This is a genomic window from Pseudomonas taeanensis MS-3 (assembly GCF_000498575.2).
GTDB classification, from domain to species: domain Bacteria; phylum Pseudomonadota; class Gammaproteobacteria; order Pseudomonadales; family Pseudomonadaceae; genus Aquipseudomonas; species Aquipseudomonas taeanensis.
In genome coordinates this window covers 92454-116633 of record NZ_AWSQ01000006.1, presented here as the reverse complement: position 1 = coordinate 116633, position 24180 = coordinate 92454, and the positions used below count along the sequence as shown (strand labels likewise).

Annotated in this window: 22 protein-coding genes and 2 pseudogenes; 18 read left to right on the top strand and 6 right to left on the bottom strand. The window is 57.7% G+C overall.

Going from position 1 to position 24180, the window contains the following annotated elements:
- The first annotated feature begins 105 nt into the window (after window positions 1–105).
- From TMS3_RS18440 to TMS3_RS18430, 3 genes are all read left to right on the top strand, one after another.
- Entirely contained in the window at window positions 106–1263 is a 1158-nt protein-coding gene (locus tag TMS3_RS18440) for a phospholipase D-like domain-containing protein (RefSeq protein ID WP_025166771.1), read from the top strand.
- A gap of 181 nt (window positions 1264–1444) precedes the next feature.
- Window positions 1445–2026 carry a DJ-1/PfpI family protein gene (locus tag TMS3_RS18435; protein WP_025166770.1) on the top strand — a complete coding sequence of 194 codons (582 nt, stop codon included), beginning with the start codon at window positions 1445–1447 and terminating at the stop codon, window positions 2024–2026.
- 113 nt (window positions 2027–2139) lie between these two features.
- A complete protein-coding gene (locus tag TMS3_RS18430) occupies window positions 2140–2448 on the top strand; it encodes a ribbon-helix-helix domain-containing protein (RefSeq protein ID WP_025166769.1) in 309 nt (102 codons plus the stop codon).
- 148 nt (window positions 2449–2596) lie between these two features.
- Here TMS3_RS18430 and TMS3_RS18425 read toward each other — a convergent pair whose 3' ends face one another.
- The gene (locus TMS3_RS18425; protein WP_025166768.1) at window positions 2597–3199 is read right to left on the bottom strand and encodes a TetR/AcrR family transcriptional regulator; all 603 of its coding nucleotides are present in this window, start codon (window positions 3197–3199) and stop codon (window positions 2597–2599) included.
- 140 nt (window positions 3200–3339) lie between these two features.
- Between TMS3_RS18425 and TMS3_RS18420 the strand changes: the two genes are divergently transcribed.
- The 6 genes and pseudogenes from TMS3_RS18420 to TMS3_RS26065 all read left to right on the top strand — a co-directional run.
- A complete protein-coding gene (locus tag TMS3_RS18420; protein WP_025166767.1) occupies window positions 3340–3891 on the top strand; it encodes a carboxymuconolactone decarboxylase family protein in 552 nt (183 codons plus the stop codon).
- A gap of 94 nt (window positions 3892–3985) precedes the next feature.
- Window positions 3986–4192, top strand: a complete 207-nt coding sequence (locus tag TMS3_RS18415; RefSeq protein WP_025166766.1) for a hypothetical protein — start codon at window positions 3986–3988, stop codon at window positions 4190–4192.
- A 58-nt stretch (window positions 4193–4250) separates the two neighbouring features.
- Window positions 4251–4904, top strand: coding sequence for a DsbA family oxidoreductase (locus TMS3_RS18410; protein ID WP_025166765.1), 654 nt, complete (start codon window positions 4251–4253; stop codon window positions 4902–4904).
- Between the two features lie 131 nt (window positions 4905–5035).
- A complete protein-coding gene (gene yghU / locus TMS3_RS18405; protein ID WP_025166764.1) occupies window positions 5036–5911 on the top strand; it encodes a glutathione-dependent disulfide-bond oxidoreductase in 876 nt (291 codons plus the stop codon).
- Window positions 5912–6219: 308 nt separating this feature from the next.
- Window positions 6220–6918: a haloacid dehalogenase type II gene (locus TMS3_RS18400; protein WP_025166763.1), complete on the top strand. Its 699-nt coding sequence runs from the start codon at window positions 6220–6222 to the stop codon at window positions 6916–6918.
- Between the two features lie 122 nt (window positions 6919–7040).
- Window positions 7041–7198: pseudogene (locus TMS3_RS26065) on the top strand (integrase); the annotation flags it as partial.
- Window positions 7199–7236: 38 nt separating this feature from the next.
- Here the strand turns inward: TMS3_RS26065 and TMS3_RS18395 are convergent.
- Window positions 7237–8133, bottom strand: coding sequence for a LysR family transcriptional regulator (locus tag TMS3_RS18395; protein ID WP_025166762.1), 897 nt, complete (start codon window positions 8131–8133; stop codon window positions 7237–7239).
- A 141-nt stretch (window positions 8134–8274) separates the two neighbouring features.
- Between TMS3_RS18395 and TMS3_RS18390 the strand changes: the two genes are divergently transcribed.
- Both TMS3_RS18390 and TMS3_RS18385 read left to right on the top strand, forming a co-directional pair.
- Window positions 8275–8817, top strand: a complete 543-nt coding sequence (locus TMS3_RS18390; RefSeq protein ID WP_029866475.1) for a cupin domain-containing protein — start codon at window positions 8275–8277, stop codon at window positions 8815–8817.
- Window positions 8814–10286: an MFS transporter gene (locus TMS3_RS18385; RefSeq protein ID WP_200929710.1), complete on the top strand. Its 1473-nt coding sequence runs from the start codon at window positions 8814–8816 to the stop codon at window positions 10284–10286. The genes TMS3_RS18390 and TMS3_RS18385 overlap by 4 nt, the downstream gene beginning before the upstream one ends.
- A gap of 521 nt (window positions 10287–10807) precedes the next feature.
- Here the strand turns inward: TMS3_RS18385 and TMS3_RS25490 are convergent.
- A pseudogene (locus tag TMS3_RS25490) lies at window positions 10808–10936 on the bottom strand (IS5/IS1182 family transposase); the annotation flags it as partial.
- A gap of 377 nt (window positions 10937–11313) precedes the next feature.
- Here TMS3_RS25490 and TMS3_RS18380 point away from each other — a divergent pair.
- The 6 genes from TMS3_RS18380 to TMS3_RS18355 all read left to right on the top strand — a co-directional run bounded on the left by TMS3_RS18380 (window position 11314) and on the right by TMS3_RS18355 (window position 18895).
- Window positions 11314–12645 (top strand): FAD-dependent oxidoreductase, encoded by a 1332-nt coding sequence (locus tag TMS3_RS18380; protein WP_025166760.1) that lies wholly within the window; start codon window positions 11314–11316, stop codon window positions 12643–12645.
- Window positions 12646–12698: 53 nt separating this feature from the next.
- Window positions 12699–14258, top strand: coding sequence for a BCCT family transporter (locus TMS3_RS18375; protein ID WP_025166759.1), 1560 nt, complete (start codon window positions 12699–12701; stop codon window positions 14256–14258).
- Window position 14259: 1 nt separating this feature from the next.
- Window positions 14260–15396 (top strand): mandelate racemase/muconate lactonizing enzyme family protein, encoded by a 1137-nt coding sequence (locus TMS3_RS18370; protein WP_025166758.1) that lies wholly within the window; start codon window positions 14260–14262, stop codon window positions 15394–15396.
- Window positions 15393–16532: a mandelate racemase/muconate lactonizing enzyme family protein gene (locus TMS3_RS18365; RefSeq protein WP_025166757.1), complete on the top strand. Its 1140-nt coding sequence runs from the start codon at window positions 15393–15395 to the stop codon at window positions 16530–16532. The genes TMS3_RS18370 and TMS3_RS18365 overlap by 4 nt, the downstream gene beginning before the upstream one ends.
- Complete coding sequence (locus TMS3_RS18360; protein WP_025166756.1) at window positions 16517–17167, top strand: GntR family transcriptional regulator; 651 nt, start codon at window positions 16517–16519, stop codon at window positions 17165–17167. The genes TMS3_RS18365 and TMS3_RS18360 overlap by 16 nt, the downstream gene beginning before the upstream one ends.
- Window positions 17168–17935: 768 nt before the next feature.
- Window positions 17936–18895 (top strand): GGDEF domain-containing protein, encoded by a 960-nt coding sequence (locus TMS3_RS18355; RefSeq protein ID WP_200929709.1) that lies wholly within the window; start codon window positions 17936–17938, stop codon window positions 18893–18895.
- Window positions 18896–19165: 270 nt separating this feature from the next.
- On the opposite strand, the gene TMS3_RS18350 is transcribed toward TMS3_RS18355, so the two are convergent.
- Window positions 19166–20659, bottom strand: a complete 1494-nt coding sequence (locus TMS3_RS18350; protein ID WP_025166754.1) for a sensor histidine kinase — start codon at window positions 20657–20659, stop codon at window positions 19166–19168.
- On the bottom strand, window positions 20659–21318 hold the full coding sequence (locus TMS3_RS18345) for a response regulator (RefSeq protein WP_025166753.1): 660 nt from the start codon (window positions 21316–21318) through the stop codon (window positions 20659–20661). Before TMS3_RS18345 ends, TMS3_RS18350 begins: the two co-directional genes overlap by 1 nt.
- Before the next feature lie 374 nt (window positions 21319–21692).
- On the opposite strand from TMS3_RS18345, the gene TMS3_RS18340 reads away from it, so the two are divergent.
- Complete coding sequence (locus TMS3_RS18340; RefSeq protein WP_025166752.1) at window positions 21693–23327, top strand: methyl-accepting chemotaxis protein; 1635 nt, start codon at window positions 21693–21695, stop codon at window positions 23325–23327.
- A gap of 181 nt (window positions 23328–23508) precedes the next feature.
- On the opposite strand, the gene TMS3_RS18335 is transcribed toward TMS3_RS18340, so the two are convergent.
- On the bottom strand, window positions 23509–24180 hold the full coding sequence (locus TMS3_RS18335; protein WP_025166751.1) for a tetratricopeptide repeat protein: 672 nt from the start codon (window positions 24178–24180) through the stop codon (window positions 23509–23511).

Below are 24180 nucleotides of genomic sequence, written 5' to 3'. Positions count from 1 at the left end.
AATGGATATCGCCCCACGAGGACTTATGCATCGGCCTTATGCCCTGTTTCTGGCTACTTGCGCGGCGTTGCCAGTCGGCGCCTCGCCGGCGTTTGTTGCGCGCTGATGTCGAAGGCGATCTTTCCTTGGCGTAGCGGCAATCACTTTGCTTTATTGCGCAATGGCTCGAGGTTCTTCCCGCGCATGATCGCGGCGATTGATGTCGCGCAGCAGCAGGTCGAGCTGGAACTCTATCTGGTCGAAAGCGGCGTCTGTGCCGATGCCGTGTTGCAGGCGCTCTGCGCTGCGGCGCAACGCGGTGTCACGGTGCGCTGTCTGTTCGATGACTATGGCTGCCAGGCGCTGCACCCGCGCGATCGGCAGCGTCTGCTGGCGGCCGGTGTACAGCTGCGGTGGTACAACCCGCTACGCTGGCGCCGTGGGCTGCGCAACCTGTACCGCGACCATCGCAAGCTGTTGCTGGTCGACGGCCGGGTGGCGTTCGTCGGTGGTACCGGTGCCACCGACGGCTTCTGGATACCGGGTCAGGTCTACAGCGCCTGGCATGAACTCATGGTGGAAATCAGCGGGCCACTGGTGGCTGACTGGCAACAGTTGTTCGAGCGCCAATGGCAGGCCTGTCAGGCGCGCTTTGCCTGGCGTCCTGAACCCGCGCCGGGGCTCAAGCACCTGCCGGTGCCGCCACCTGTGGGGCAGGGGCTGGGTCGGGTGGCCTATGCCAACGCCCAACAGCACCGCGACATTCTGCAATCACTGATACGCGCACTACGCGGGGCGAAGCTGCGCATCTGGCTGGCTACGCCGTATTTTCTGCCGACCTGGAAGGTTCGCCGGGCACTGCGCAAAGCCGCTGCCCGTGGAGTCGAGGTGCGTTTGCTGTTGAGCGGCCGGCATACAGACAATCCACCGGTGCGCTTCGCCGGCGAGCGCTATTACCCGAAGCTGCTCAAGGCCGGGGTGCAGATTTTCGAATACCGGCCCCGTCTGCTGCATTTGAAAATGGTGCTGGTAGACGACTGGGTCAGCGTCGGTTCGTGCAACTTCGATCATTGGAACCTGCGCTTCAACCTGGACGCTAACCTGGAGGCGCTCGACCCGCAGCTGACCGCGGCGGTAGTGGCCAGCTTTCAGGAAGATTTCGCCGACAGCGATGAAGTCAGCCTGCAACAGTGGCGCGCGCGTCCTTGGTGGCGACGCGCCCAGCAGCGGGTGTGGGGCTGGTTGGATCGTGTGGTGGTGAACCTGCTCGATCGCCGCCACTGAACCACTGCACAGCCTGCCGGCGTTGCGCGTGCGGCGGCGCCCGGCAATTCATTCGACCGAACTTGGCTTAAGCAACTGGCCGTAGCGGCCACGCATTTCCCTGACGTAGTTCTAGGCTATTACCTGTCTACCGAAAAGACGGCAGATACTCATCGCGTCCTTACCCTGCCAGGAGACCTCCATGACTGCGAAGAACATTTTGATGCTGGTCGGCGACTACGTCGAAGATTATGAAGTGATGGTGCCGTTCCAGGCCCTGCAGATGGTCGGCCATGTCGTGCATGCGGTCTGTCCGGACAAAGTCGCCGGGCAAAGCGTGCGCACCGCCATCCATGACTTCGAGGGCGACCAGACCTACAGCGAAAAGCCTGGGCACAACTTCGTGCTGAACTACGACTTTGCCAAGGTCAGGGCCGATCATTACCAGGGCCTGCTGATTCCCGGCGGCCGTGCCCCGGAATACCTGCGCTTGAATGATCAGGTGCTGGAGCTGGTCAGAGCCTTCGCCAAGGCCGATAAACCGATTGCCGCAGTGTGCCACGGTGCCCAGTTGTTGGCGGCGGCCGGCGTGCTCGAGGGCCGCGAGTGCAGCGCTTACCCGGCCTGCGCACCGGAAGTGCGGCTGGCCGGTGGCGAGTATGTGGACATCGCTGTGGATCACGCGCATATCCAGGGCAATCTGGTCACCGCTCCGGCCTGGCCGGCGCATCCCATCTGGTTGGCCGGCTTCCTGACGCTGCTGGGCACAAAGATCAGCCTGTAAGCGTGGCGTGTTGACTGTGGCAGCGTTCGCAAGGCGGCCGATTAAGCGACAATCAAGCAGCTAATCGCGGCCAAGGCCGCTGCCACAGTGTCCAACTTGAGAGGCCATGGTTCATGTGCGAACTCTACGTCAAAGCCGATCCGATCCTTTACGAGTCACGCTCGCGCTCGCTGCGGATTCGCGGCGTGGTCACCACCCTGCGTCTGGAAAACCAGTTCTGGGACATCCTGCGCGAGATTGCCGAGACCGATGGCATGACCACCAATCAGTTGATCAGCAAATTGCATGAGGAAGTGATGGATTACCGCGGCGAGGTGGTCAACTTTGCTTCCTTTCTGCGCGTCAGCTGCACGCGTTTTCTCAGCCAGCGGCGCGACAGGGTCAGTGAGTTGAGTCTGGTGCCGGGGCGTGCCATGCCCTGATCGTTTGATGATCTATACCGGCGTTGCCAACCCGGTCAGACTCCATAGATTTCGCGTAGCCACGCCAACCGTTAGTTTCAACGGACGTTTTTATACAGCCTGGCCCGGAAGCGGACGTAGCAACTGCGTCTAAGTATTCAGGACCGATTCAGCCAGTTCGGTAGGCATCGAGCATGTCGGCCATGTCGTCGGCAAGCGCTGCAATCTGATCAGCAGGCACATTGCGTTCGGCAAACGCCCGTAACCCGATGATCTGCGTTTGCAGCAAGCGGGCCAGCCGCGGGCACTCAACATCGGCACGCAATTCCCCCATTGCCTTGGCCTGCTCAAGCACCTCACAGAGTCCCTGTTCGATGGTTGCGAGCATTGCATCGACCTGAGTCCGCAATGCGGCGTCCTCGGCATTCACCTCAAGCAAGGTCTTAATCAGCATGCACGCCTGCGCAGGCGCTTGCGCGTAGCCGCTACAGGGCCGGGCAAATGAGCGCAGGTAGCGCTTCAACCCTTCTACAACGCCCGGTGATCCTTCGATTATCTGACGAAAGCCATCACCGGCACGGGCGGCGTAAGCCTCCAGCGCCTCGGCAAATAGCCCACTTTTGCTGCCGAAGGTGGCATAGAGGCTGCCGGGACGCATATCCAGAGCCGCTTCAATATGCTTCATCGAAGAAGCGTAATAGCCTCTCGACCAGAACAGTTCAACCGCTCTATCCAGGGCGACTTGGCGATCAAAGCGAGCAGTGCGGGGCATCGTTGTCTCTCGGATAAGGCCTTGGTGAAAGCGGCCGGAATGAGCTTGAGTGATCGCTCAATATTAGCTTGACTGCACCCCAGGCTGCAATTAGGATTGAACTCGTATTTGAATGATCACTCAAAAAAGGATGCCTCTCAATGAGCACTTTCACTCTGCATGACCAGAACAGCGCACCCGAAGCCGCAAAGCTCCTGTTGGAGAAGTCGCAGAAAGCCTTTGGCATGATTCCAGGTTTGCATGCGGTGATGGCAGAAGCCCCCGGTTTGCTCGAAGGCTATCAGGTGCTGCATGGTCTGTTTGTGAACAGCAGCTTCAGCGCCGATGAAAAAACCGTGGTGTGGCAAACGATCAACGTTGAGCACGCCTGCCATTACTGCGTGCCCGCGCACACGGGTATCGCCAAGTCGATGAAAGTCTCGGACGAAGTGAGCAATGCGCTGCGCGATGAGACGCCGCTGCCCACCGCTAAGCTTGAGGCGTTGCGCGACTTTACTCTGGCCATGGTGCGCCAGCGTGGCGAGCTCGAGCCAAAGCAAGTGCAAGACTTCTATGCAGCCGGTTATAGCCAGCAAAACGTCTTGGAAGTCATCTTGGGCCTTAGCCAAAAAGTCATGAGCAACTACACCAACCACATTGCCCAAACGCCTATCGACGAAGCTTTCAAGCAGTTTGCCTGGACTAAGAAGTAATCCCTCTAACGGCGACGCAGTGTCTGGAGCCACCGTCTATGCAGAGGTCAAGGCTGCATCGCCGCTGCGCATGTAGACCTTCTCAGCAGAACCAGTGGTTCTGGGCGTCACCCAGACGCTGAAGTCGAACCGGACCAGACACCTGGAGCAAGCTCTGGTAGATGAACCCTTCCAGTCGAAACCGCCGGTCGTGACGATCATCGCTATGCTGCTGGTTTTGCTCATCATGGTTCTGCACCGGCATAACAAACGCGCTCTGGCGCGAGTCACCGACGAGCGCAAACCGCTTGTCGCAGGGTGACACGCACCAAGATATCGGCTGCCGGGCGGCCCATCACATTCAATCCAAGGAGGCCGCAATGACCACCCACCCAAACAAACTGCGGATCGACATCGTGTCTGATGTGGTATGCCCCTGGTGCATCATCGGCTACCGGCAGCTGGCACAGGCACTGGAGGCGACCGGCACGGCGCATGAAATTCATTGGCATCCGTTCGAACTGAACCCCGACATGCCGGCAGAAGGCCAGAACCTGCGCGACCACGTGGCCGAGAAATACGGCACTAGCAAGGAGCAATCGGAGGACAGCCGGGTCAGGATGACCGAGGTCGGCGCAGACGTTGGGTTCGAATTCCGCTTTGCCGACGACATGCGCATGCACAACACCTTCAACCTGCATCAGCTTCTGCATTGGGCCGATCAGCAAGGGCGCATGCACGACTTGAAGCAGGCCCTCTTTACGGCTCACTTCACCAACCGGCGGAACCTGTCTGATGACAGTGTGCTGGCGGATGTGGCTGCAGAAGTCGGGCTGGACCGGGCCGCAGCCTTGGCTGTTCTTGAGGATCAGCGTTTTGCCGCAGAGGTGCGTACTGCCGAAAACACCTGGATTAACCAGGGCATTAGCGGTGTGCCGGCGATGATCTTCAACCGTCGTCACCTTGTAACCGGTGCGCAAGGGGTCGAGAACTACACGCGTATCTTGCAGCAATTGGCCGAGATGCCGGATTGAGCAAGCCCGCAAAATGTTGCGCGACAGCGGAGGGTAAGGACGAGCGACCACACCCAGGCCAAATGGTTGTGCCAAACACAACAGCGCTCCAGTCTCGGGCCTGCCCCAATCATGAAAGAGAGATCAGGATCATGTCTGACACGAACAATTACGAACCACCCAGAGTCTGGACCTGGGACGCCGAAAATGGCGGGGAATGGGCCAAGACTAACCGCCCCATTGCCGGGCCCACACACGAGGCCACTCTGCCGCGTGGGGAGCATCCTCTACAGCTTTATTCGCTGGGCACGCCCAATGGCCAGAAGATCACCATCATGCTTGAGGAGCTCTTGGCGCTGGGCGAAGCCGGGGCCGAATATGACGCCCACCTGATCCAGATTGGCGAAGGGCAGCAGTTCTCGTCGGGCTTTGTCGACGTCAATCCAAACTCGAAAATCCCTGCACTATTCGATAGCGCAACTGGCAGCCGTGTGTTTGAAAGCGGCGCGATTCTGCTCTATCTGGCGGAGAAGTTCGGACACTACCTGCCCAAGGAGGCCGCGGCGCGCACTGAGGTCATCAACTGGCTGTTCTGGCTGCAGGGCTCGGCCCCCTATCTGGGCGGTGGGTTCGGTCATTTCTACGACTACGCGCCGGAAAAATTCGAATACCCGATCAACCGCTTCACTATGGAGGTGAAGCGCCAGATGGACGTGCTTGACCGCGAGTTGGCCGAGCACCGCTATCTGGGTGGAAACGAATACTCCATCGCCGACATTGCCACCTGGCCCTGGTACGGCAACCTGGTGCTGGGCCAGGCCTATGGCGCGGGCGAGTTTCTGCAGGTCGAAAGCTACAAGAATCTGCGCCGCTGGGCCGAAGAGATCCTTGAGCGTCCCGCCGTTCAGCGAGGCCGCAAGGTAAACCGCACATGGGGCGAGCCGTCAGAGCAGCTGCGCGAACGACATGACGCCTCGGACTTCGACCTGAAAACTCAAGACAAGCTGGCCCCTGTTGGCGTCGCTTGAGAAATAGCACGCAGGACCTTGCTCAGCGTTTTGCCTAGCCGACCGAGATGGGCGGATGGCGGAACGCTTGGCTATTAAAGCCAGCAACGGCATCCCAGCTGGCCGCGAGGCACTAGGCTATGACAGCGACACAGTGAGGCCAGCGACGTGCTGATGTATGCGGATCTCACCGAGAACTATCGTATGCGTCCTGAGCCGGAAGACTTTTTGCGGGTATTTGCCCAGGCCGATACCTAGTTCGTTAGGGCTCCGCCAACGAAAACAGCGTGTGCGCAGGAGCGTGCAGCATCACGAAAAAGAGGTTCTTCATGACAGAGCACAGATTCGCTCCGATCATCGTCTTCGACGTGAACGAAACCCTGCTCGATATCACCACGCTCGAACCGCTGTTCGAGCGTGTATTTGGTGATCGAGCCGTTTTGCGCGAGTGGTTCGCGCAGCTGATTCTCTATTCGCAAACCATGACCCTGAGCGGGCGCTACAGCCCATTTGGCGAACTGGGCGTGGGCACTCTGCGCATGCTCGCGTCTATCCATGACACCGCGCTCGAGGCTAGCGATATTGATGAACTGCAGGAGCGGATGAGCACTATGCCCGCGCACCCGGATGTACTGCCGGCGCTCAACAGCTTGCGTGATGCGGGCTTTCGGCTGGTGACACTGAGCAACTCGGCCAGCGGCTCATCGCCTTCGGCACTCGAGCGTGCCGGGTTAGCTGAGTTCTTTGAACGCAGCTTCAGTGTCGAGGCGGTTGGTAAATTCAAACCAGCCCCGGAAACCTACCAACTCGTGGCCAGGGAGTTGAATGTCGAGATGGCGGACTTACTCCTGGTCGCTTGTCATCTTTGGGATACGGCTGGGGCGCAAGCTGCGGGTTGCCATGGCGCACTGCTGACCCGACCGCACAACGCATTGCTACCGGTAGCAGAGATGCCCATGCCAGACCTGGTCGCGGCGGAGTTAGGCGGCCTGACCAAGCAGATCATTCAGCGTTGGGGCAGGCCGTGATCGTGTGTCCTGCTGAATAATGTTGGCAACCAACGAATTGGAACTTTGTGACGCATCCTGGATGGCCAAGGCGACAGTAAGGGCCAGAACCGGGCACCCACTGCGGGTGATCGAGTGTCAGTTTGCTTACTGCACGGACTACCCCCAGCGCAAGCCCTGGAAACGGTACAGAGGTTTGTCGAAAGTGTCGTTCCCATCGAGCGATAAGGCTCCAGATCGCAGGGAAACCCGAGATCTTGCTCTATTCGACTTGGTCATCGACAGCAAGCTGCGAGCCTGCTCTAAGTGCGTCACCTGCAGCTATTGAGCTTTTCTCATTCAGTGAGTTTTTGCGCAGATTTCCATAACCAGATTTCGCAGCCACCGATGAGCTGGGTCGGCACTTAATCGTGGATGCCAAAGGAGTGAAACGGTGAACTCCGCAGTACGGACCGGAAGTGGGAAGCTGAACATCCCCTGCCGCAAGTTTGCGGTATGGCGCTCAGGCACGCTGGCTATCAGGTCGGACCCTCGAGCCAAACCCAAGGCGGTCGAAAAACCTCCGACAATGGTGGCGATCTTTCGCTCCAATCCAAGAGCCAGCAGCGCGTCATCAATGGGGCCTTTATCAAGCCCCGCACGCGAGACGAAGATATGCTTGCCGGCGGCATAACTCGATGGCGTGATTTCCTCTTGGCTCAGTGGATGTCCTAAGCGCACCACACCCACATAACTGTCCCTGAACAACGCTTGCACCCTTAGTTCCGGAGCTGTCGACGCTTCTATAACGCCGGTTTCCAGATCAACAACCCCATCGCGAAGTGACTGGCTGTCTTTGTCTGGTTTCTGCAAAAAGCACAGCCTTACTCCGGGGGCCTGTTCCCCGATGCGCGCGATCAGCTCTGGTCCAAAGCATTCCACAAAGCCTTCGCTGGTTCTTAGGGTAAAAGTCCTGACCAGGTTTTTAAGGTTTAGGGTTTCTACGGGGCGCAAGATTTCCCGCCCATCGCGCACGAGCTGACTGACCCGTTCACGCAACTCGATGGCTCTTGGAGTGGGGACTAGGCCTCGTCCGGCTCTGACTAAAAGAGGATCACCAGTTGTTTCGCGCAGCCGCGCAAGTGCCCGGCTCATTGCCGAAGGGCTTAACCGCAAGCGTTTAGCTGCGCGGGCAACACTCCCTTCTGCGAGCACCGCATCAAGAGTGATGAGCAAGTTGAAGTCTGGGTTTGGCATGACTCGATGTTAGCTCAGCCTGAGCCTGACATAGCGTCAGGCGCATGAATAAAGTGCAAATGGTGCGTCTTCCGCCATGTTTATGCGTTGCATACAGTTTGGGCTAGCGGTGCATCCGCGCCGAACTGGAAGGACATCATCATGAACTCGTTAGAAAAGTCGGTTGAAGCCATCAGATCAATTTGGGGGCCGCTCAGTTCTGAACTGGTTGCAGACTGTAAGCAGCAACTGGAGGCGCTCTTGCAGGCACCGATCTCGGAGGAGTGGTTGGCGACACTGCATCTGGAACAGTTGGCGCAAAAGGAATTGCACAGGGATCCAGTCAATGGGTTTGTACTGTTGGCACACACCGAGACTGAAGGGCTCTACAGGCCACCCCATGATCACGGCCGAGGCTGGGTTATCTATGCGATTCAGCAAGGGGAAATCGAAATGGGTACCTACGCCCGGATTGAGGACGCGGACGGAAGCGTGAAACTGGTGAAACGGGGTTCCTCGGTGCTCCGCCCCGGACAGGCTCAGGTGTATCTGCCGGGTGACATACACGATACGCGCTGCGTTTCAGGGCCCGCACTGTTATTCCGCTTCACGGAACGAGATTTGAAGAAGGAGGATAAGGAAGCACGCATGTTGACCAGGTATGTATGGCGGGATGGCATCTGGACCATCGAGTCTGAGCAGTGAACATCCCCGAGGTTAAAACCATGCAGTGCCCTTTGCCGCCAGGCTTGGCATGCTTGACCCGTGAACCGGCATCACCCAGCCAAGGCGATAACAGCAAGGACAAACCGTCTTCTGTGCATGATAAAAATGCACCATCGATGATGCCTGAACCAGGGCGTGCGCTGGCTATTGCCTGCGTGCTGGCAGCAATGGTGCTGGTAGTGCTGAACACCGCCATCGCCAACGTCGCACTACCAACAATCGCCGGTTCGCTGCATGTGGCACCAGCGATGTCCGTCTGGATTATCACCGCTTACCAGGCAGCCCTGTTGATGGCCCTGCTGCCCTGCGCAGCGCTCGGAGAAAGCTTGGGCTACCGCAGGGTATTCACCCTGGGGGTCATGCTGTTCACGGGGGCAACCTTGTTGTGCTCATTGGCGCCGTCCCTGCCTTGGCTTATTGCGGCTCGTCTCATTCAAGGCCTTGGGGGCGCGGCTGTCATGGCCCTCGGCATTGCGCTGCTTCGCAGCGTTGTACCCTCTCAGCTACTCGGTGCTGCTATCGGCTGGAATGCCCTTGCTGTGGCACTTTCGTCTGCTGCCGGTCCTGCGCTCGGCGCGGTGATCCTATCAACAACAAGCTGGCCTTGGTTGTTTGCTGTTCACCTTCCTCTAGGGGCATTCGTACTACTCACCACGCGTGCGCTGCCAGATAGTCAGGGCACGGCTAATCGAATTGATTTATTGAGTGTGATGTTGAATGCCGGAGCTTTTGCAACGCTAATTGTTGCCATAGAACTCTGTATTGATAGGCCGGCAATAGCTGCAGCTCTACTTGCTGCATCAGGCATACAACTGGCTGTGCTGGTGAAGCGGGAAATGCCAAAGAAAGCACCTTTGATCCCGCTCGACTTGCTCCGATCCAATTCCTTCAGCTTCTCAGTGCTCGCATCGGTGTTTTGTTTTGCTGGGCAGACAGCGGGCATGGTGGCGCTGCCTTTTTACTTACAACACAGCCTTGGGCAGGAAGCGCTAATGGCCGGCCTCTACATGATTCCATGGCCCTTGACCGTTGCGCTTGCAGCGCCGTTCGCCGGGCGCCTTGCAGACCAATGGTCGACAGCCTGGCTTTGCTTCGTAGGCGGTTTGTTTCTTGCGACTGGGTTAGGAGCCGCCGCACTGTGGCAACTGAAAGGCATCCCCCTTCTGCTCGTACCGTTCACCATGCTGTGTGGTCTTGGCTTCAGCCTCTTCAATGTGGCTAACAATCGCAACATGTTCCTTTCTGCACCCCTTGAGCGGAGTGGCGCTGCCGGTGGCATGCAGGGCACCGCCCGGTTGCTCGGACAGACCGCTGGTGCAGTAATCATGACCCTGCTCTTTACCCTGAGCACGGCCGAAGCAGCACCTCAGATCGGGCTTGCTCTTGGAGCCGTTTTGACCTTTCTAGCAGCCTTGGTGAGCACGCTGCAAAGTAGGCGAGTGGCATGACTCTAATCAGAGTTTGATAGCCCAACCTTGTTCTTACTCTAGAGCGAGCAAAGTTTGCAGTGGGTGCTGGCTGTGTGAAAACACATGCGTCGTTTTGAGGTCTGCGTTGCTAGGTAAAATCTGTCAGCGTTTGGTTGTTCAGCAGACCTGTACTTTGCGTGGGAACGCGATTTTGATTGCGATCATGACGGTCAAACTCGCTCTAAAACGTTTTCACCCAGCCTGGGTCGACTGCGGCCGATTACGAATGGAGGGGCTGGCCGGTTTCTACCAGTTGTCACTGGAAACCTTGGGTCGGTAACTGCTGGTTTCGAATTGTAGTGGTCTACTTCTGCCCCGGGTTGTGTGAAAACAGCAAAGTTGTCTCCTCCAGGTAGGGGCTCAACTAGCCATGTACTTATGAAACACCTCATTCTTCGTCGATTTTGAAAGCGGCGAATTGGCCTGAAACGATCAGGTCACCCGCTCACATCTTGGTGTTTAGTCGCCGCAAGCTTTCGCAGCGGCAATTCCCTGCATTCCAGGCGCACCCCTCCTACGTTTGTCAGTAAATACCGGCATGCCATACACGGGTTTGACAGCGCGAACATCATCAGTTGCGCCGTGTTCCTGGCCAGGCCACGGAAGCGCACATTCACATAGCCGAGCTGGCACAGCGTTTTGCAAGGTAGTTGTCGCGTCAGCCGTGTTTCGTATGTCGCTGTTCTCAGTGCCGATTGCAGATTATCTGGGTTGAGTGTGACAGCCCCCGATAGCTTGCCAGGTAAACCAGACTGGTCGAAACCTCGGCGCCTTATATCTCCTACACGTACGCCTGCGTCCAATTAAGCGAAAGGACCCTGCCGTCGAGGTGCAGTCCAGGAAGTACCGGCGATCTGCGCCTGGAAAGCGGTAGGGCAATCGCATGGCACTTCGATTGCGCTAGAGGTCAGGTGGATCAACGGTCATTGACAAGGTTAGGGGAAGGGCGTTTCATTGAATATATGAAAGATATATTCTAGATATTCCTTAACAAGTGAGCGTTGAGATGACCTACACGAGAAATCTGCCCGCGGGATTCAAGGCCGACCTGCACAGCTTTGGTCACTTTGACGTAGTGGTAGTGGGCGGCGGCCCTGCGGGCATTGCCGCAGCTGTCACCGCTGGCGAGCGCGGGCTCAGCGTGCTGCTCATAGAGCGCCTGGGGTTCTGCGGTGGAGCTGCCGTGGCGGGCCTGTCCGGCACCATCTGCGGCCTGTACATGACGGTCCAGGACCCACATAAAGCAACGCCCGAACAGATCATCTTCGGTTTCGCCGAACGCTTTCGCGATGCGCTGTACCGCGAGGGCGGCCTGACCGAGCCGCAGATCTACGGCAAGACCTGGGTCGCCACCCATGACTGCGCCAAATACAAGAAAGTCGCGACCGACATGTTGCGGGCGGCCAGGGTCACCGTGCTCTACCACACCCAGATGATCGATGTGATCGCCGAGGAGGAGGAGCTCAAAGGCATGGTGTTGCACACCAGCTCTGGGTTCACCGCGGTCTATGCCAAGAAGGTCATCGACGCCAGCGGCGATGCGGATGTGGTCTACAAGATGGGGCTGAAGACCACAAAAGGGAATAACGGAGTCATCCAGAACCCCACCATGATGTTCAAGGTAGGCAACGTTAACCTGCAGAAGTACTTGGCGTACTGGGGCCAGGACACCATCTCGCCACCCAAGGTGGTAAGCATGCTGGAAGCCCAGGATGAATTGCTGCGCAAGAAGGTCTGGTTATTTCCCACCGTGAACCCAGGTGAGCTGCTGGTCAATGCCACCAAGATCACCGGTTTCGACAAGCGTGCTCTGGACGTTACAGACCCGGTCGACCACACCGAGGCGGAGCAGTTTTCCATCTACCAGGCCAAGGCTTTCTTCGACTTCATGAAGGCCAATGTGCCCGGTTGCGAAGACAGCTACTTCATCGACTACGCCACTGAAGTGGGCGTGCGCCAGACCCGCTCCATCGATGGCGTGGCGCGCCTGACCAATGATGATGTGGTCAACAAGCGCAAGTTCAGTGACGCCATCGTCAAGACCTCCTGGCCGATCGAGCTGCACTACGGCGCCAAGCCGAAGACCGAGTGGCTGGTCGAGGACTATTACGAAGTGCCGTTTCACACCCTGGTGCCCAAGGTCGGCAAAAACATCATTGTCGCGGGTCGCTGCCTGAGCAGCGAACACGAGGCGCTGGCCAGCTGCCGGGTCACCGCGCAGTGCTTTGAGTATGGCCGTGCGGCCGCCCTGGCGGCTGAGCTGGCGATCAAGGAAGACCTGACTTTCCAGGTCATCGAAGGCGGACATATGGCCTATCTGATGCAACAAGCCAATTAACTGGCTGGTTGCTCAATCAACCTGTGGCAATTACAACAACAAGAGGTGCTCAAGTGAATATAAAAGCAGTGGATATTCCAATCGAGGAAGGTGTGGTCGAACGTATCGCCAGGCCCATCGAAACCAACCGGCAAATGCAGGTCGTCAGCTTGCTGATCATCTTTGCTGCGGCGATTCCTCTTGTGGTTTTCCCGGAGGACAGCGCAACCGTAATCGACGCGCTGTTCAAGTGGGTGACTCACACCTTTGACGTCGTCTATCTCGGCGTAGGTCTCACTTCACTGATCTTTATGGTCGCTTTGGCTTGCTCCCGCTATGGCGAAATCAAGCTGAGCGCCGACAAAGATGCTGCCCCGGAATTCACCAAATTCGGTTGGGGCACCATGGTGTTTCTCGCCGGCATTGCCTCCGGCCTGATGCTCTGGGCGGGTACGGAGTGGGGCTATCATTTCGCCTGGACCCCGTTCGGCATAGAGGCCAAGAGCAAGGAAATGTACACCGTGGGCCAGGCCTACGGCATCTTCCATTGGGGGCCTACTGCCTGGGCCATCTATTGCGTCCCAACCATTGCCATGTCGTATATCTACTACGTGCGCCAGAAGCATATCTACAAGATCAGCGAGGCTTGCCGCGGTGCACTGGGCGGTCTGGTCGATGGCCCAGTTGGCACAGTCATCAATTACTTGTTCATTCTCGGCGTGCTGGGTGCGTCCGCCACCTCGCTGGGGCTGGGCACACCGATGATCGGCGGGGCCCTGGCAGAAGTGATAGGGATCAGCAGTAGCATTTACCTGGATATGGCAATCATCCTCACCTGCACCGCGGTCTTTACCGTCAGTAGCGGCCTGGGATTGACCAAGGGCATCAAGCGCCTGAGCACTTTCGCTACCGTGGTGACGCTAGCGATCGTGGTCTATGTCCTGCTCGTCGGCCCGACCAAGTTCATCCTGGGCCTGGGTATGGACTCAGTCGGTTATATGGTTGAGAACTACATCCATATGAGCACCTGGATCGACAGCGTCGACCAGAGCGGCTTTCCGCAAGCATGGACGGTGTTCTACTGGGCCTGGTGGGTGGCCTATGCGCCGTTCATGGGCATGTTCGTTACCCGCATTTCCCGCGGTCGTACCATCCGTGAGGTGATTGTCGGCATGCTGTCCTACGGCACCCTGGGCTGTGCGCTGTTCTACATTGTGTTGGGCGGCTATGGCATCAATTTGCAAATGACCGAAACCCTGGCGCTGTCCGAGCTGGTGAACGCCAACGGCGTCGCTCCGGCGATTCTCGAGATGTTCAAGACCCTGCCTCTGAGTGGGCTGGTGCTATTGGCGGTTGCTGTATCCGGGATCGTCATGCTGGCTACTACCTTCGACTCCGCCGCCTATGTGATGGCCTGTGCGACTACCAAAACACTGGGTGAGGGACAAGAGCCGCAACGCTCCAACCGCTTATTCTGGTGCTTCGCCATCGCGGTCCTGCCCTTGGCGCTGCTGTTCCTCGGCGGCTTGAAGACCATGCAGACGACCTCGGTGATCATCGGGTTGCCGCTGATGATCATCATGGTGCTGATGATGATCACTACCATTAAGTTCATCAAAGAAGACCACGCCTAAAATGACTCAGCCTATTGTGAAAAACATCGAAATCTTCGCGATAGGCCCTGACGGCGAGAAGATCAGCTGGTCTTCTCACCTAGGGCCCATGTACGAAGCAATGATCGTGGCGCGCCTGACCTTCGATGATGGCTTGCAGGGTATCGCAGGTCTGACCACCTATACCGAGCACGAATTTGACCAGACGGCCTTTCACAGCCTGGCGCTGATGGCGCCATTCCTGTTGGGCAGGGGGTTGTACGAGGCACCGCAGATAGCCAAGGCCATGACCGGCAAGTACGTGCCGCTCAAGCACCTGTCGATGTCGCTGTTCGACATCGCCCTGCACGACGCCAAGGCCAAGGCGCTGAACCTGCCCATCTACCAGATGCTCGGCGCCGCCAAGCACAAGATACGGGCCTATGCCTCCAGCCCGGTCATGGCCACGGTCGATGACTACATCACCTACTGCCATCGGATGCTGGGCCAGGGCTTCAACGCCATCAAGATTCATCCACGCTGCGTCTTCGCCGAGGACACGGCCCTGGTCCATGCACTGCACGAGGAATTCGCTGGTCGGGAGATCGGCTGGAGCCTGGATATCGACGCCAACTACGGTTTCCAGGAAGCCCTGCAGATGGGGCGCCTGCTCGACCGCTACCAGTGGGAGTTCTTTGAGGAGCCTCTGCCCGACTCGGATCTGGATGGCTATAAGAAGCTCGCCGCGGCCCTGGATCTGGACGTGATCAGTGGCGGCAACTCGCTGCCTAACCTGCAGTTGATCAAGCACGGTTTGCAGAGCCATTGCTGGGACCGCAGCCGCTTCGATGTCACCAGCATCGGTGGCTACACTGGCGCCACCCAGGTAATGGGCGTGACCCGCGCCCAGGGTCTGAAGGCCGAGTTGCAGTCCTGGGGCTACACCCTGACCCAGGCGGCCAACCTGCACCTGATGCTGGCCTATGACAACTGCGAATATTTCGAACAGGCCGCGCCCTACGAGAAATATGAAATTGGCGCCAAGCAGGTCTTTCGCCCCGACGAGCAGGGCTTCATTCACCCTACCGGTTTGCCCGGGCTAGGCGTTGAGTTGGATTGGGACGTGTTGGAGCCTTTCATCTACCAGAGGCGAAAGTTCAGCCTGGATGGTGGGCGATGAGCGTGAGGGTCGAGAGCGTCGAGGTCATCTGTCTGCAGGACCCGCAAGCGGAATTCGTCCGCTTTGAGGGTAGCTACCAGAATGCCCTGATCGTGGTTCGCGGGGACAACGGTCTGTACGGTATCGGCGAAACGGACTCTCCACCGCAGGTGATCAAGGCGCTGGTTGAGTCTCGACCCTACAATTACCTGTCTTCGGGGCTGGCCAGTGTGCTGGTCGGTGAAGTGCTGGATGACCCGGTCCGCTTGTGGAACAAGATGTACCAGAGTACCAACTGGCATGGCCGCTACGGTGTGGCCATCCATGCCATCAGCGCTCTCGATATTGCCTTGTGGGATCTGTTTGCCCGCTCCGAAAAGCGGCCCTTACACAGCTATTTCGGGGGGATGAAGCACAAACACCTACCAGCGTACGCCACCATCTACCCGATGCAGGCAGAGCAGGAGCTGTTTCAGCAGCAAGTCAGCGCCTGTTTGGAGCAGGGTTTCAAGCGCATCAAAATATGCGTAGAACCCTGGTGGAAGGACGTGGAGAAGGCCATCGGGAATCTTCACAGCCTGCGCGAATTTGTCGGCGCCGAGATCGAGTTGATGCTGGATGTGGCCATGGAATTCACCCGTTTCGAGCAGCTCGAGCCTTTCCTCGACACCCTGCAGGCGCTGGACTTCAAGTGGATCGAAGCCCCCTTCGATGCAGACAACCTGCAGGACCATCGTCGGCTGCGGTCCTCGACGGCAATCCCGGTGGGAGTCGGCGATCTGGGCTTCACCACCTGCAAGGAGTTTCAACCCTACTTAGCGGCTGACGCGTTCGACATCGCCCAGCCGGATATCACCATGTTCGGCGGCGTCAGTGAGGTCATGAAACTGCGTGATCTGCTCGCGCCCAAGGGCAAGCGAATCGTGCCCCACGCCTACAATACCGACCTGACCATTGCGGTAAACGCCCAGTTTCTCTGTGCACAGCCACGGGTCGAGCCACTGGAGTATTCGACCAGTCCATCGATTCTTCGCCGGCAGCTGGTGGTCAACCCACTTCGCCTAGATGAGCAGGGTATGATCACGCTCGAGGACGGGGCACACGGTCTCGGACTTGAGCTCAACTGGGACTTGGTCAACGCATGCAGAACAACGTAGATAAACGAAGCAAAGCTGAAATTGCCCATGACGAACTTGAGGCGGCGATAGTCGATTGCCAGATTGCCCCGGGTTCGGTCATGACTGAAACCGAGATTAGCGAGTATCTAGGACTGGGTCGCACTCCCGTTCGCGAAGCGCTGATGAAGCTTGCAAACGAGAATCTCGTGCGTCTGTCGCGCGCTGGTGTGGTGATCCCTGAGCTCAATCCGCTCACCATGTTGAAGTTGCTGGAGCCACGGGTGCTGATCGAGCGGCTGTGTATCGAGAAAGCAGTCGAGCGTCTTGTTGAGGAGGACAAGCCGCCCATCCTAGAGGTGATCCAGCTGCTTCAAGGCCTGGCGAGCGATGACCGTAAAGGTTTCATGGCATTGTTACGGCGCATGCACCACATTTTGGCGCGCTCTTCAAAGAACGAATTCATTCTCTCTACTATCAAAACGACTCAGGGCCTTTCCCGTCGCTTTTGGTGTTATTACGCGACGAGCGAAGATCAAGCCTACTGCACTCAGCTCTACATCAAACAGATGCAAGCCTTGGTCAATCAGGACAAAGACGTAGCCGTAGGTGCTTCTGCCGAGCTCATGCACTACCTACATGAGTTTACCAAAGCACATCTAGACCACTTTAAATGATCAGTGGCCTATCCAAAAACAAGTTGAAAAATAGTTAGGAGTTGTTGGTCGCAGGTCAGCGTTAAATCCAGCTAGTGGGTTTATCCAGTAGTTTCAGCCCGTTTTGAGCGAAAGCTCTTGGCCGGTTCTTACCATTTCTGACCGGCTGCGTCGGATCCAGGCTGTGTGAAAACGCATGCACCGGTTTGAGGTCTGCGTTGTTAGGTAAAATCTCCCAGCACTGGGTTAATCAGCAGGCCTTAAATTTTCGTAGGATCGCGGTTCTCGTTCCGGTTCTGATTGTCAAACCTGCTCTAAAACGTTTTCACCCAGCCTGGGCCGACTGCGCCCCGTCACGACCAGCCACTAGCGGCCGACTCTGTTGAAAGGTCGCTTTTCCCGAACTGTCCCAATAGTGACCGATGAAAACCCCTTTTCTGTGCGTCGCTACGTAAAATCTGAGCCCGCCCAAACCGCTGCCGATTTTTACGGTTTCAATCTCAGGTGCCAACTTTTACGTCGTGGCAACCAAGGCCGACTTTTTCAACAGAATCGGCCCATCACTGACGCTCGGCACTGCCTAGAAAAACCGAGGCGAATCAAACTACACTTCATGTTCCCTCAGCTGCCGGTTATCGGGCAGTAAACCTAAATAAAAACCGGAACTCATAACCGGAATTTGAGGTAAAAGGTTCGATGCCAGGGATGCACTCAGAAAATCTTCACAAGAGCGACGCTCGTCCTCAGTTTTGGCAGCTTTCCATGCGCTGCTGCCAGTTGGCGGGTAGCGTGGATGTCGCCTTTTTCTTTATTTTTCTCATTCTGGGCTCACCCATTCTGGCCTGGATTAACGTGATCAGCGTGGCCATGTATGTCTACGCCTATCGCGCGTTCAAGCAGCGGCGCAATCGGCTTGCGATCCTGCTGATCCGCACTGAAGTGCTGGTGCACGCAGGGCTGGGAACGGTGCTGGTTGGCTGGGAAAGTGGCTTCCACTATTTTTTGCTAATGTTCATTCCGGCCCTGTTCGTGACCATGCGCGCCCGCAGCGCCTGGATACTCGCCGCTTGCCTGTGGGTCTACTATGTGGGGCTGGATGTACTCATGTGGTACATCGAGCCTCTGCAACCCATTTCATCCACTGCCCTGTTGGGTGTGCATATTTTCAACCTGACCGTGGTATTCAGCATGTTCAGCTATCTTGCGCTGTTCTATGTGATCACGGTAACCCGCGCGCACAAGAGTCTGGCGCGAATGGCAACGACAGACTCGTTGACCGGCCTGTTCAATCGCCGGCACATGATTGCGCTGATCGAGAAGGAGATGGCGCGGCACCATCGACACCCCAGCAACCTCACCCTAATGTTGATGGATATAGATCACTTCAAGCAGATCAATGATCAGTACGGTCACGATATTGGTGACCGGGTGCTCAATGCTGTGAGCCATTCACTCAAAAGCTCAATGCGCGAACAGGATTTTATTGGCCGCTGGGGCGGTGAAGAGTTTCTTGCGGTGTTGCCGGAAACCGATCTTGATCAGGCTGCTGCAAGCGCAGAACGCATACGCAAGGCGATCCAGGCGTTGGTAATTGACAATGATGGCAATAAAGTCAGCGTGACTCTGTCCATCGGCATCACGCTATATCGTGCTGAAGAGGTGCTCAGCAACGCCATTGCGCGGGCCGATCATGCGCTCTACGAGGGCAAGTCCGCTGGACGTAACCGAGTAGAAATGGCGCTGCCTTAATCGTGTGCATACTGTTTTTGGCCAGAGTGAAGGCAACCGAGGCGCCGGACTCGATCTCGCTGAGACCATACATCTCGTGCACCTGACGGCCGACTTCGGTGACCAGACCAAGTCAGGGCTTACAGGCCACTGCATGACGCCGCCGGGCTAGAGTTCGGGACATTATCTGTTGCGTGCTTTGTCTGTCCCCACTCCCTATCTGACCAATACTGTTCGATCGTCCCCGCAACCCAATCCAGCAACTGGCCGATGTCCAGCCAGGCTGGTTGATCAATGCTGCAGCATGTCGCGCATGCTGTTTTCCAGGCGGCGGGGCAGGCTTACGCAAACCTCCAGCCCGCCCAGCGGTGACTCAGCCAGGTGGATGCTGCCGCGGTGCAGTTCGACCACCCGGCGCACGATCGACAGACCCAAACCGGCGCCCTGGCCTTCGCCCTGGCGATAGAAACGTTCGAAGAGTTTCTCGCGCTGACTGGCCGCGACGCCGGGGCCACTGTCCTGCACGCGCAGCAGCAGGGCATCGGCCTGGGCTTCTACTATCACCTGAATCTGCCCGCCTGCTGGGGTGTATTGCACGGCGTTGCCGATCAGATTTTGCAGCAGGGTGCCCAGGCTGGGAGCATCGCCGAGCAGCTGGTAGTCGGCCGGCTCAACGGCTTCGAAGGTCAGCTCCTGATCACGCTCGAGGGCCAGTGGGGTGAGCTCGGCCAGTTCGTTGCGGATAAACCCGAGCAGGTCCAGCTCGGCCATGGCCAGTTGCACCACGCTGGGGTCCAGGCGGGCCAATGTCAGTAGCTGGGCAATCACCCGAGTCGCGCGTTCGACACCGATCCCCAGCTGGCGTAGCGCCTCGTCGCGGTCACCCGGTTCGGCGGCGTCCAGAGCATTCTGTGCATGGATGCGCAGCACCGCCAGCGGGGTGCGCAATTCATGGGCGGCATCGGCGATAAAGCGCTTCTCCTGGTCGAGCAACTGATTGACTTGCAGCAGCAGGCGATTGAGCGACGCGCTGATCGGTTCCAGTTCGCTCGGCAGCGGCGCCAGCAACAGCGGCGCCAGGTTGTCAGGGCTGCGCGCCCTGATCAGCATCGCCATGCGCTGCAGAGGCTGCAGGCCCCAACCGATCGCCAGCCATATCAGCAGGGCGAGCAGGGGCAGACCAAACAGGTCGGGTAACAGGCTGCGCAGGGTGATTTTCGTCACCAGTTCACCGCGTACATCCTCCCGCTCACCGACCAGGATCCAGTGGCCATCCAGTACGTCGCGCAGAATGAATAGCCGCCAGTGGTACTGATCCAGGGTCACCCGATGGTAGCCGACCAGGTGCCCGGCAATGTTGGCCAGAGGTTCGCCCGGCAGCAGCACCGGGCTGCCGTTATCCGCCTGCATCAGGTCGTTGACCATCTGCTCGAGCACGCCGCTCGGGGCGCTGGCCGATTGCAGGAGAACCTGACCCTGCTCATCGAGTACCTGGAAGGCCAGCTTGCTTTCGTAGGGGTGACCGCTGAACAGCGTGTTGTCAGCGCTTTTGTGTTGCGCCTGCACCGCTTGGTCGAGGGCCTTTTGCAACCTCTGGCGAGCCGCAGGTGGCATGTCACGAGCGACAACGCCGGCCAGCAGGCGCGCCGTTTGCGCCAGTTGGGCGTCGAACAACTCCTCGATCTCGTGCTGGGCATCGCGGTAGCTCTTGTAGGCGATCAGGCCCAGCGACAGGGTCAGCAAACCGAGTACCAGCAGCAGGGTGCGCGCACGGATCGAGCGCATCAGGCTTTATCCACCAGATAACCGACGCCGCGTACTGTGCGGATCAATTCCGGGAAGAACTTCTTGCGCAGGTGATGCACGTGCACTTCCAGGGCATTGCTTTCCACTTCTTCGTCCCAGCCGTAGAGCGCTTGTTGCAGCTTGTCACGGGTCATTACCCGGCCCGGCTGGGCGAGCAACTCATGCAGCAAGAGAAACTCCTTGCGCTGCAGGTTGACGATCTGCCCCTGGAAACTCACCGCCTGGCCGACCAGGTCGAGGCTGATGCCCCGGTATTCCAGCACTGGTTGTGGACGGTTGAAGCTGCGCCGTAGCAAGGCTCGCAGGCGGGCCTTGAGCTCGGCCACATCGAAGGGTTTTATCAGGTAATCATCGGCGCCGGCATCCAGGCCGGTGATACGGTCGGTGGTGGAGTCGCGGGCGGTCAGCACCAATACCGGCACCGGGTTGGCGGCGGCGCGCAGGCGCTTGAGCACCTGCAGACCGTCCATGCGTGGCAGGCCAAGATCGAGTACCGCCAGCTCGAAGCTCTCGTGGCTGAGGGCGTGCAGCGCGCTGCAGCCATCCTGCACCCAGTCGACGGTATAGCCCTCAGGCTTGAGGGCCGTGCGGATGCCTTCACCGAGGGCCTTGTCATCTTCGACCAGCAGAATGCGCATAGTGAGATTCCCTGTTTTTACTTATTCAAGACCTTAGGGAGGCGATTAGTCCAGCGGGGGCATGATCTGGTTCAGCCAAGTTAAATGTTCTGCTGAGTCATCAGGGGCGGGGCTCGCAGGGCTGCAATTAGGTGGCGGGTATGAGTCTGGGGGATGGACTCAAGTTAGGCATGTGCGTAAAGCGTCGATTGGCTACTTGAGAGGGTAAGCACTTCATTATATCTATTCATGATAAATAAGAAGTGTTGTCTTTAACATTTGGCTTTAACCCTAATAAGTACGACCTTTGGCTAGTGTCTTGTGCGGAAGTTGGGGATGCGAGCTAGAAACATTTCGTCTAGAGTGGAACTTAAATCTAAAAATAGGACTGTGGTATGACGAATTTCTTGACCAGCCTGTCAATTAAAAAGCAGTTGCTGATATTTACCCTGGTGTACTTGGTGTTGATTGCCGGGCTGAGCGCTTTGGGTTTTCTTAACCTGCGTGTGGTCAAGAGTGGCAGCGATGCGATGTATGAAAATTACGTGGCAGGCATTATCAATCTAACGTCGGCGCGACATGCTTCAACCGAAGTCTATCTCTGGCAGAAACAGCATATTATTTCTCCCGATGATGCTGCCATGCGAGAAGCTGAAGAGGGGAATAGCGAAAACATTGCGGAGATGGACCATTATGTCGCGTTGTTTCGAGAAACTCTCGATCCAGGGCGTGAGGCCGAGCTTTTCGATGCATTGTTGGAGGACTGGGCTTCTTTAAAAAAAATCAACAGAAAAGTTATCGAGCTCAGTAAAAATAATCAGGATCAGGAGGCCGACCAGTTATCACGAAACGCTTACTACCCGGTTTATAAAGAGCTGATCACTGGTATGACCGATATTCTGACGGCCAATGTCGAGGGGGCTGCCGGGCGCCATCAGCAGAGTGCGAATGTTTACGATAGTGCGATCTCTGAAATGGTTATAACGGCCATTGTTGCTTTTATAATTTCGCTGGGGCTGTTTCAGGTTAGCAATAAGGTTTTGGCCGGTCGTTTGTTGCGTTTGCAACAAGATATTGAGGACATCGAAACGACAAAAGACCTGACCCGCACCAATGTGATTACCGGCCAGGATGAAATCGCCTTGGTTGCCCATTCCTATTTCAGGATGACCCGCAGTATTGCAGAGTTAGTCCAGCAGATTAAGCAGACGTCACAACAGCTCAATCAAACGTCAACCTTGCTCGGTGATATTGCCAATACAGCTTCAGAGCAAACCAATGCGTCAGGTGATCGCTTAACTCAGATTGCCACTGCGGCGCAAGAAATGACCTTTACCGTGGCTGAAATTGCCCGAAGCGCTACCGATGCCTCGGATGCCGCCAATGTAGCGGATACGCAATCAACCAATGGGCGGCAGGTCGTGGATAGCACTATTGCCACTATCCACAATTTGTCTGGTGAGATGTCAAAGGCGTCTCAGGCCGTTGCCAGTGTCAAACTGCAAAGTGAGGCAATTGGTAAGGTCCTGGAGGTTATTGGCGGGGTTGCCGAGCAGACTAACTTACTGGCTTTGAATGCGGCTATTGAGGCAGCCCGTGCGGGCGAGCAGGGCCGGGGCTTCGCAGTGGTGGCGGATGAGGTTCGTACACTGGCGCAACGTACGGCAGAGTCGACTCAGGAGATCGCCTCAACCATCGAGGGGCTGCAAGCGGAAACCAATCAAACGGTCGCTGCGATCAACCGTACTTTGCAGGAAGTGCAGCAGTGCGTTGAGCAGGCGGGCCAAGCTGGCCAGGCGTTAACCGAAATTGGTGTGTCCATCGAGAGTATGAACGGCATGAACATGAAAATCGCCACTGCCACCGAGGAGCAGCGAACGGTTTCGGAAGATATTGGCAAGCAGGCTGCTGAGGCAAATGAACTGGCCCTTGAAGCGGCGACCAATGTCGCCCAGGTTAACCAAACCAGTATTGAATTGGCTCGTGCCTCCACGCGGCTGAATGAGCTGGTCAATCAGTTCACCACCTGAGTGGAGCGGCTGGGCTAGTGGCAGTGCCTGCTAGCCCGGGTTTGATCGGATGCAGGGCGCAACAGCGGCGCCCGAACGAGAATCGCCTGATAGGCAGGTTGAGACCAGCGCTGGTCCCTGAGCGGCATCGGCCGCTTAATACTTGCGACAATTGGCTAAGACCCTCAGTTTCGTATGGTCTTCATCGCTCGGTGCTGCTCACCCGAGGCAGCTTGCCGTCGAGCTTTTCCAACAGCGCCTTGATCTCCAGGCGGCGGCCCTGGTCGGCCAGCGCCCGGCCTGGACGATCGGGGGCCTGCTGGGCTTTCTCCAGGGCCGCCTTGGCCTCGGCATAGCGCTTCTCGCGCAGCAGGAAGTCGCCATAGAAGTAGTTCGGGTCGATACCGTTGGGGTTGAGGGCCAGGGCTTGCTTGAGCAGCGCTTCGGCCTTGCCGTCGTCGCCGAAACCGATCGGCCAGCCGGGCACCTGGTAGTAGAGGCTGCCGAGGCTGGTGTAGGCCGAGCCGTCGAGGGCCTTGGCGTCCAGTTGCAGGGCCTGCTCCAGGCTGGTCTTGGCCTGCTTGACCAGGTCAAGGGCGCCGAGTCCGCCCTTGGCGCCGGCATAGGTGCTGAGGATGATGCCGCGCCAGATCAGCAGTTCGGCGGCCTTGGGCTCAGTGTCGAGCAGCTGTTGCGCATCAGTGCTGAGGCTGGCGAACGCGGCCTCGCGCTGCTTGGCCGGCAGCTGGTAGTTGATGTGTGCCCAGCGGTTTTGCAGCTGCTGCAACTGTTGCTGGCTCTGTTCGCTGAGGGCGAAGGCCGGCAGGCTGGCGAGGCAGAGCAGGGCGCACAGGGCGCCGCGGACAGGTTTCAT

Bases quoted from the DNA above. Each gene is read 5' to 3' on its own strand.
- TMS3_RS18440 (WP_025166771.1), top strand. From the start codon at position 106: ATGTCGAAGGCGATCTTTCCTTGGCGTAGCGGCAATCACTTTGCTTTA.
- TMS3_RS18435 (WP_025166770.1), top strand. From the start codon at position 1,445: ATGACTGCGAAGAACATTTTGATGCTGGTCGGCGACTACGTCGAAGAT.
- TMS3_RS18430 (WP_025166769.1), top strand. From the start codon at position 2,140: ATGTGCGAACTCTACGTCAAAGCCGATCCGATCCTTTACGAGTCACGC.
- TMS3_RS18425 (WP_025166768.1), bottom strand. From the start codon at position 3,199: ATGCCCCGCACTGCTCGCTTTGATCGCCAAGTCGCCCTGGATAGAGCG.
- TMS3_RS18420 (WP_025166767.1), top strand. From the start codon at position 3,340: ATGAGCACTTTCACTCTGCATGACCAGAACAGCGCACCCGAAGCCGCA.
- TMS3_RS18410 (WP_025166765.1), top strand. From the start codon at position 4,251: ATGACCACCCACCCAAACAAACTGCGGATCGACATCGTGTCTGATGTG.
- yghU (WP_025166764.1), top strand. From the start codon at position 5,036: ATGTCTGACACGAACAATTACGAACCACCCAGAGTCTGGACCTGGGAC.
- TMS3_RS18400 (WP_025166763.1), top strand. From the start codon at position 6,220: ATGACAGAGCACAGATTCGCTCCGATCATCGTCTTCGACGTGAACGAA.
- TMS3_RS18395 (WP_025166762.1), bottom strand. From the start codon at position 8,133: ATGCCAAACCCAGACTTCAACTTGCTCATCACTCTTGATGCGGTGCTC.
- TMS3_RS18390 (WP_029866475.1), top strand. From the start codon at position 8,275: ATGAACTCGTTAGAAAAGTCGGTTGAAGCCATCAGATCAATTTGGGGG.
- TMS3_RS18380 (WP_025166760.1), top strand. From the start codon at position 11,314: ATGACCTACACGAGAAATCTGCCCGCGGGATTCAAGGCCGACCTGCAC.
- TMS3_RS18370 (WP_025166758.1), top strand. From the start codon at position 14,260: ATGACTCAGCCTATTGTGAAAAACATCGAAATCTTCGCGATAGGCCCT.
- TMS3_RS18365 (WP_025166757.1), top strand. From the start codon at position 15,393: ATGAGCGTGAGGGTCGAGAGCGTCGAGGTCATCTGTCTGCAGGACCCG.
- TMS3_RS18360 (WP_025166756.1), top strand. From the start codon at position 16,517: ATGCAGAACAACGTAGATAAACGAAGCAAAGCTGAAATTGCCCATGAC.
- TMS3_RS18350 (WP_025166754.1), bottom strand. From the start codon at position 20,659: ATGCGCTCGATCCGTGCGCGCACCCTGCTGCTGGTACTCGGTTTGCTG.
- TMS3_RS18345 (WP_025166753.1), bottom strand. From the start codon at position 21,318: ATGCGCATTCTGCTGGTCGAAGATGACAAGGCCCTCGGTGAAGGCATC.
- TMS3_RS18340 (WP_025166752.1), top strand. From the start codon at position 21,693: ATGACGAATTTCTTGACCAGCCTGTCAATTAAAAAGCAGTTGCTGATA.
- TMS3_RS18335 (WP_025166751.1), bottom strand. From the start codon at position 24,180: ATGAAACCTGTCCGCGGCGCCCTGTGCGCCCTGCTCTGCCTCGCCAGC.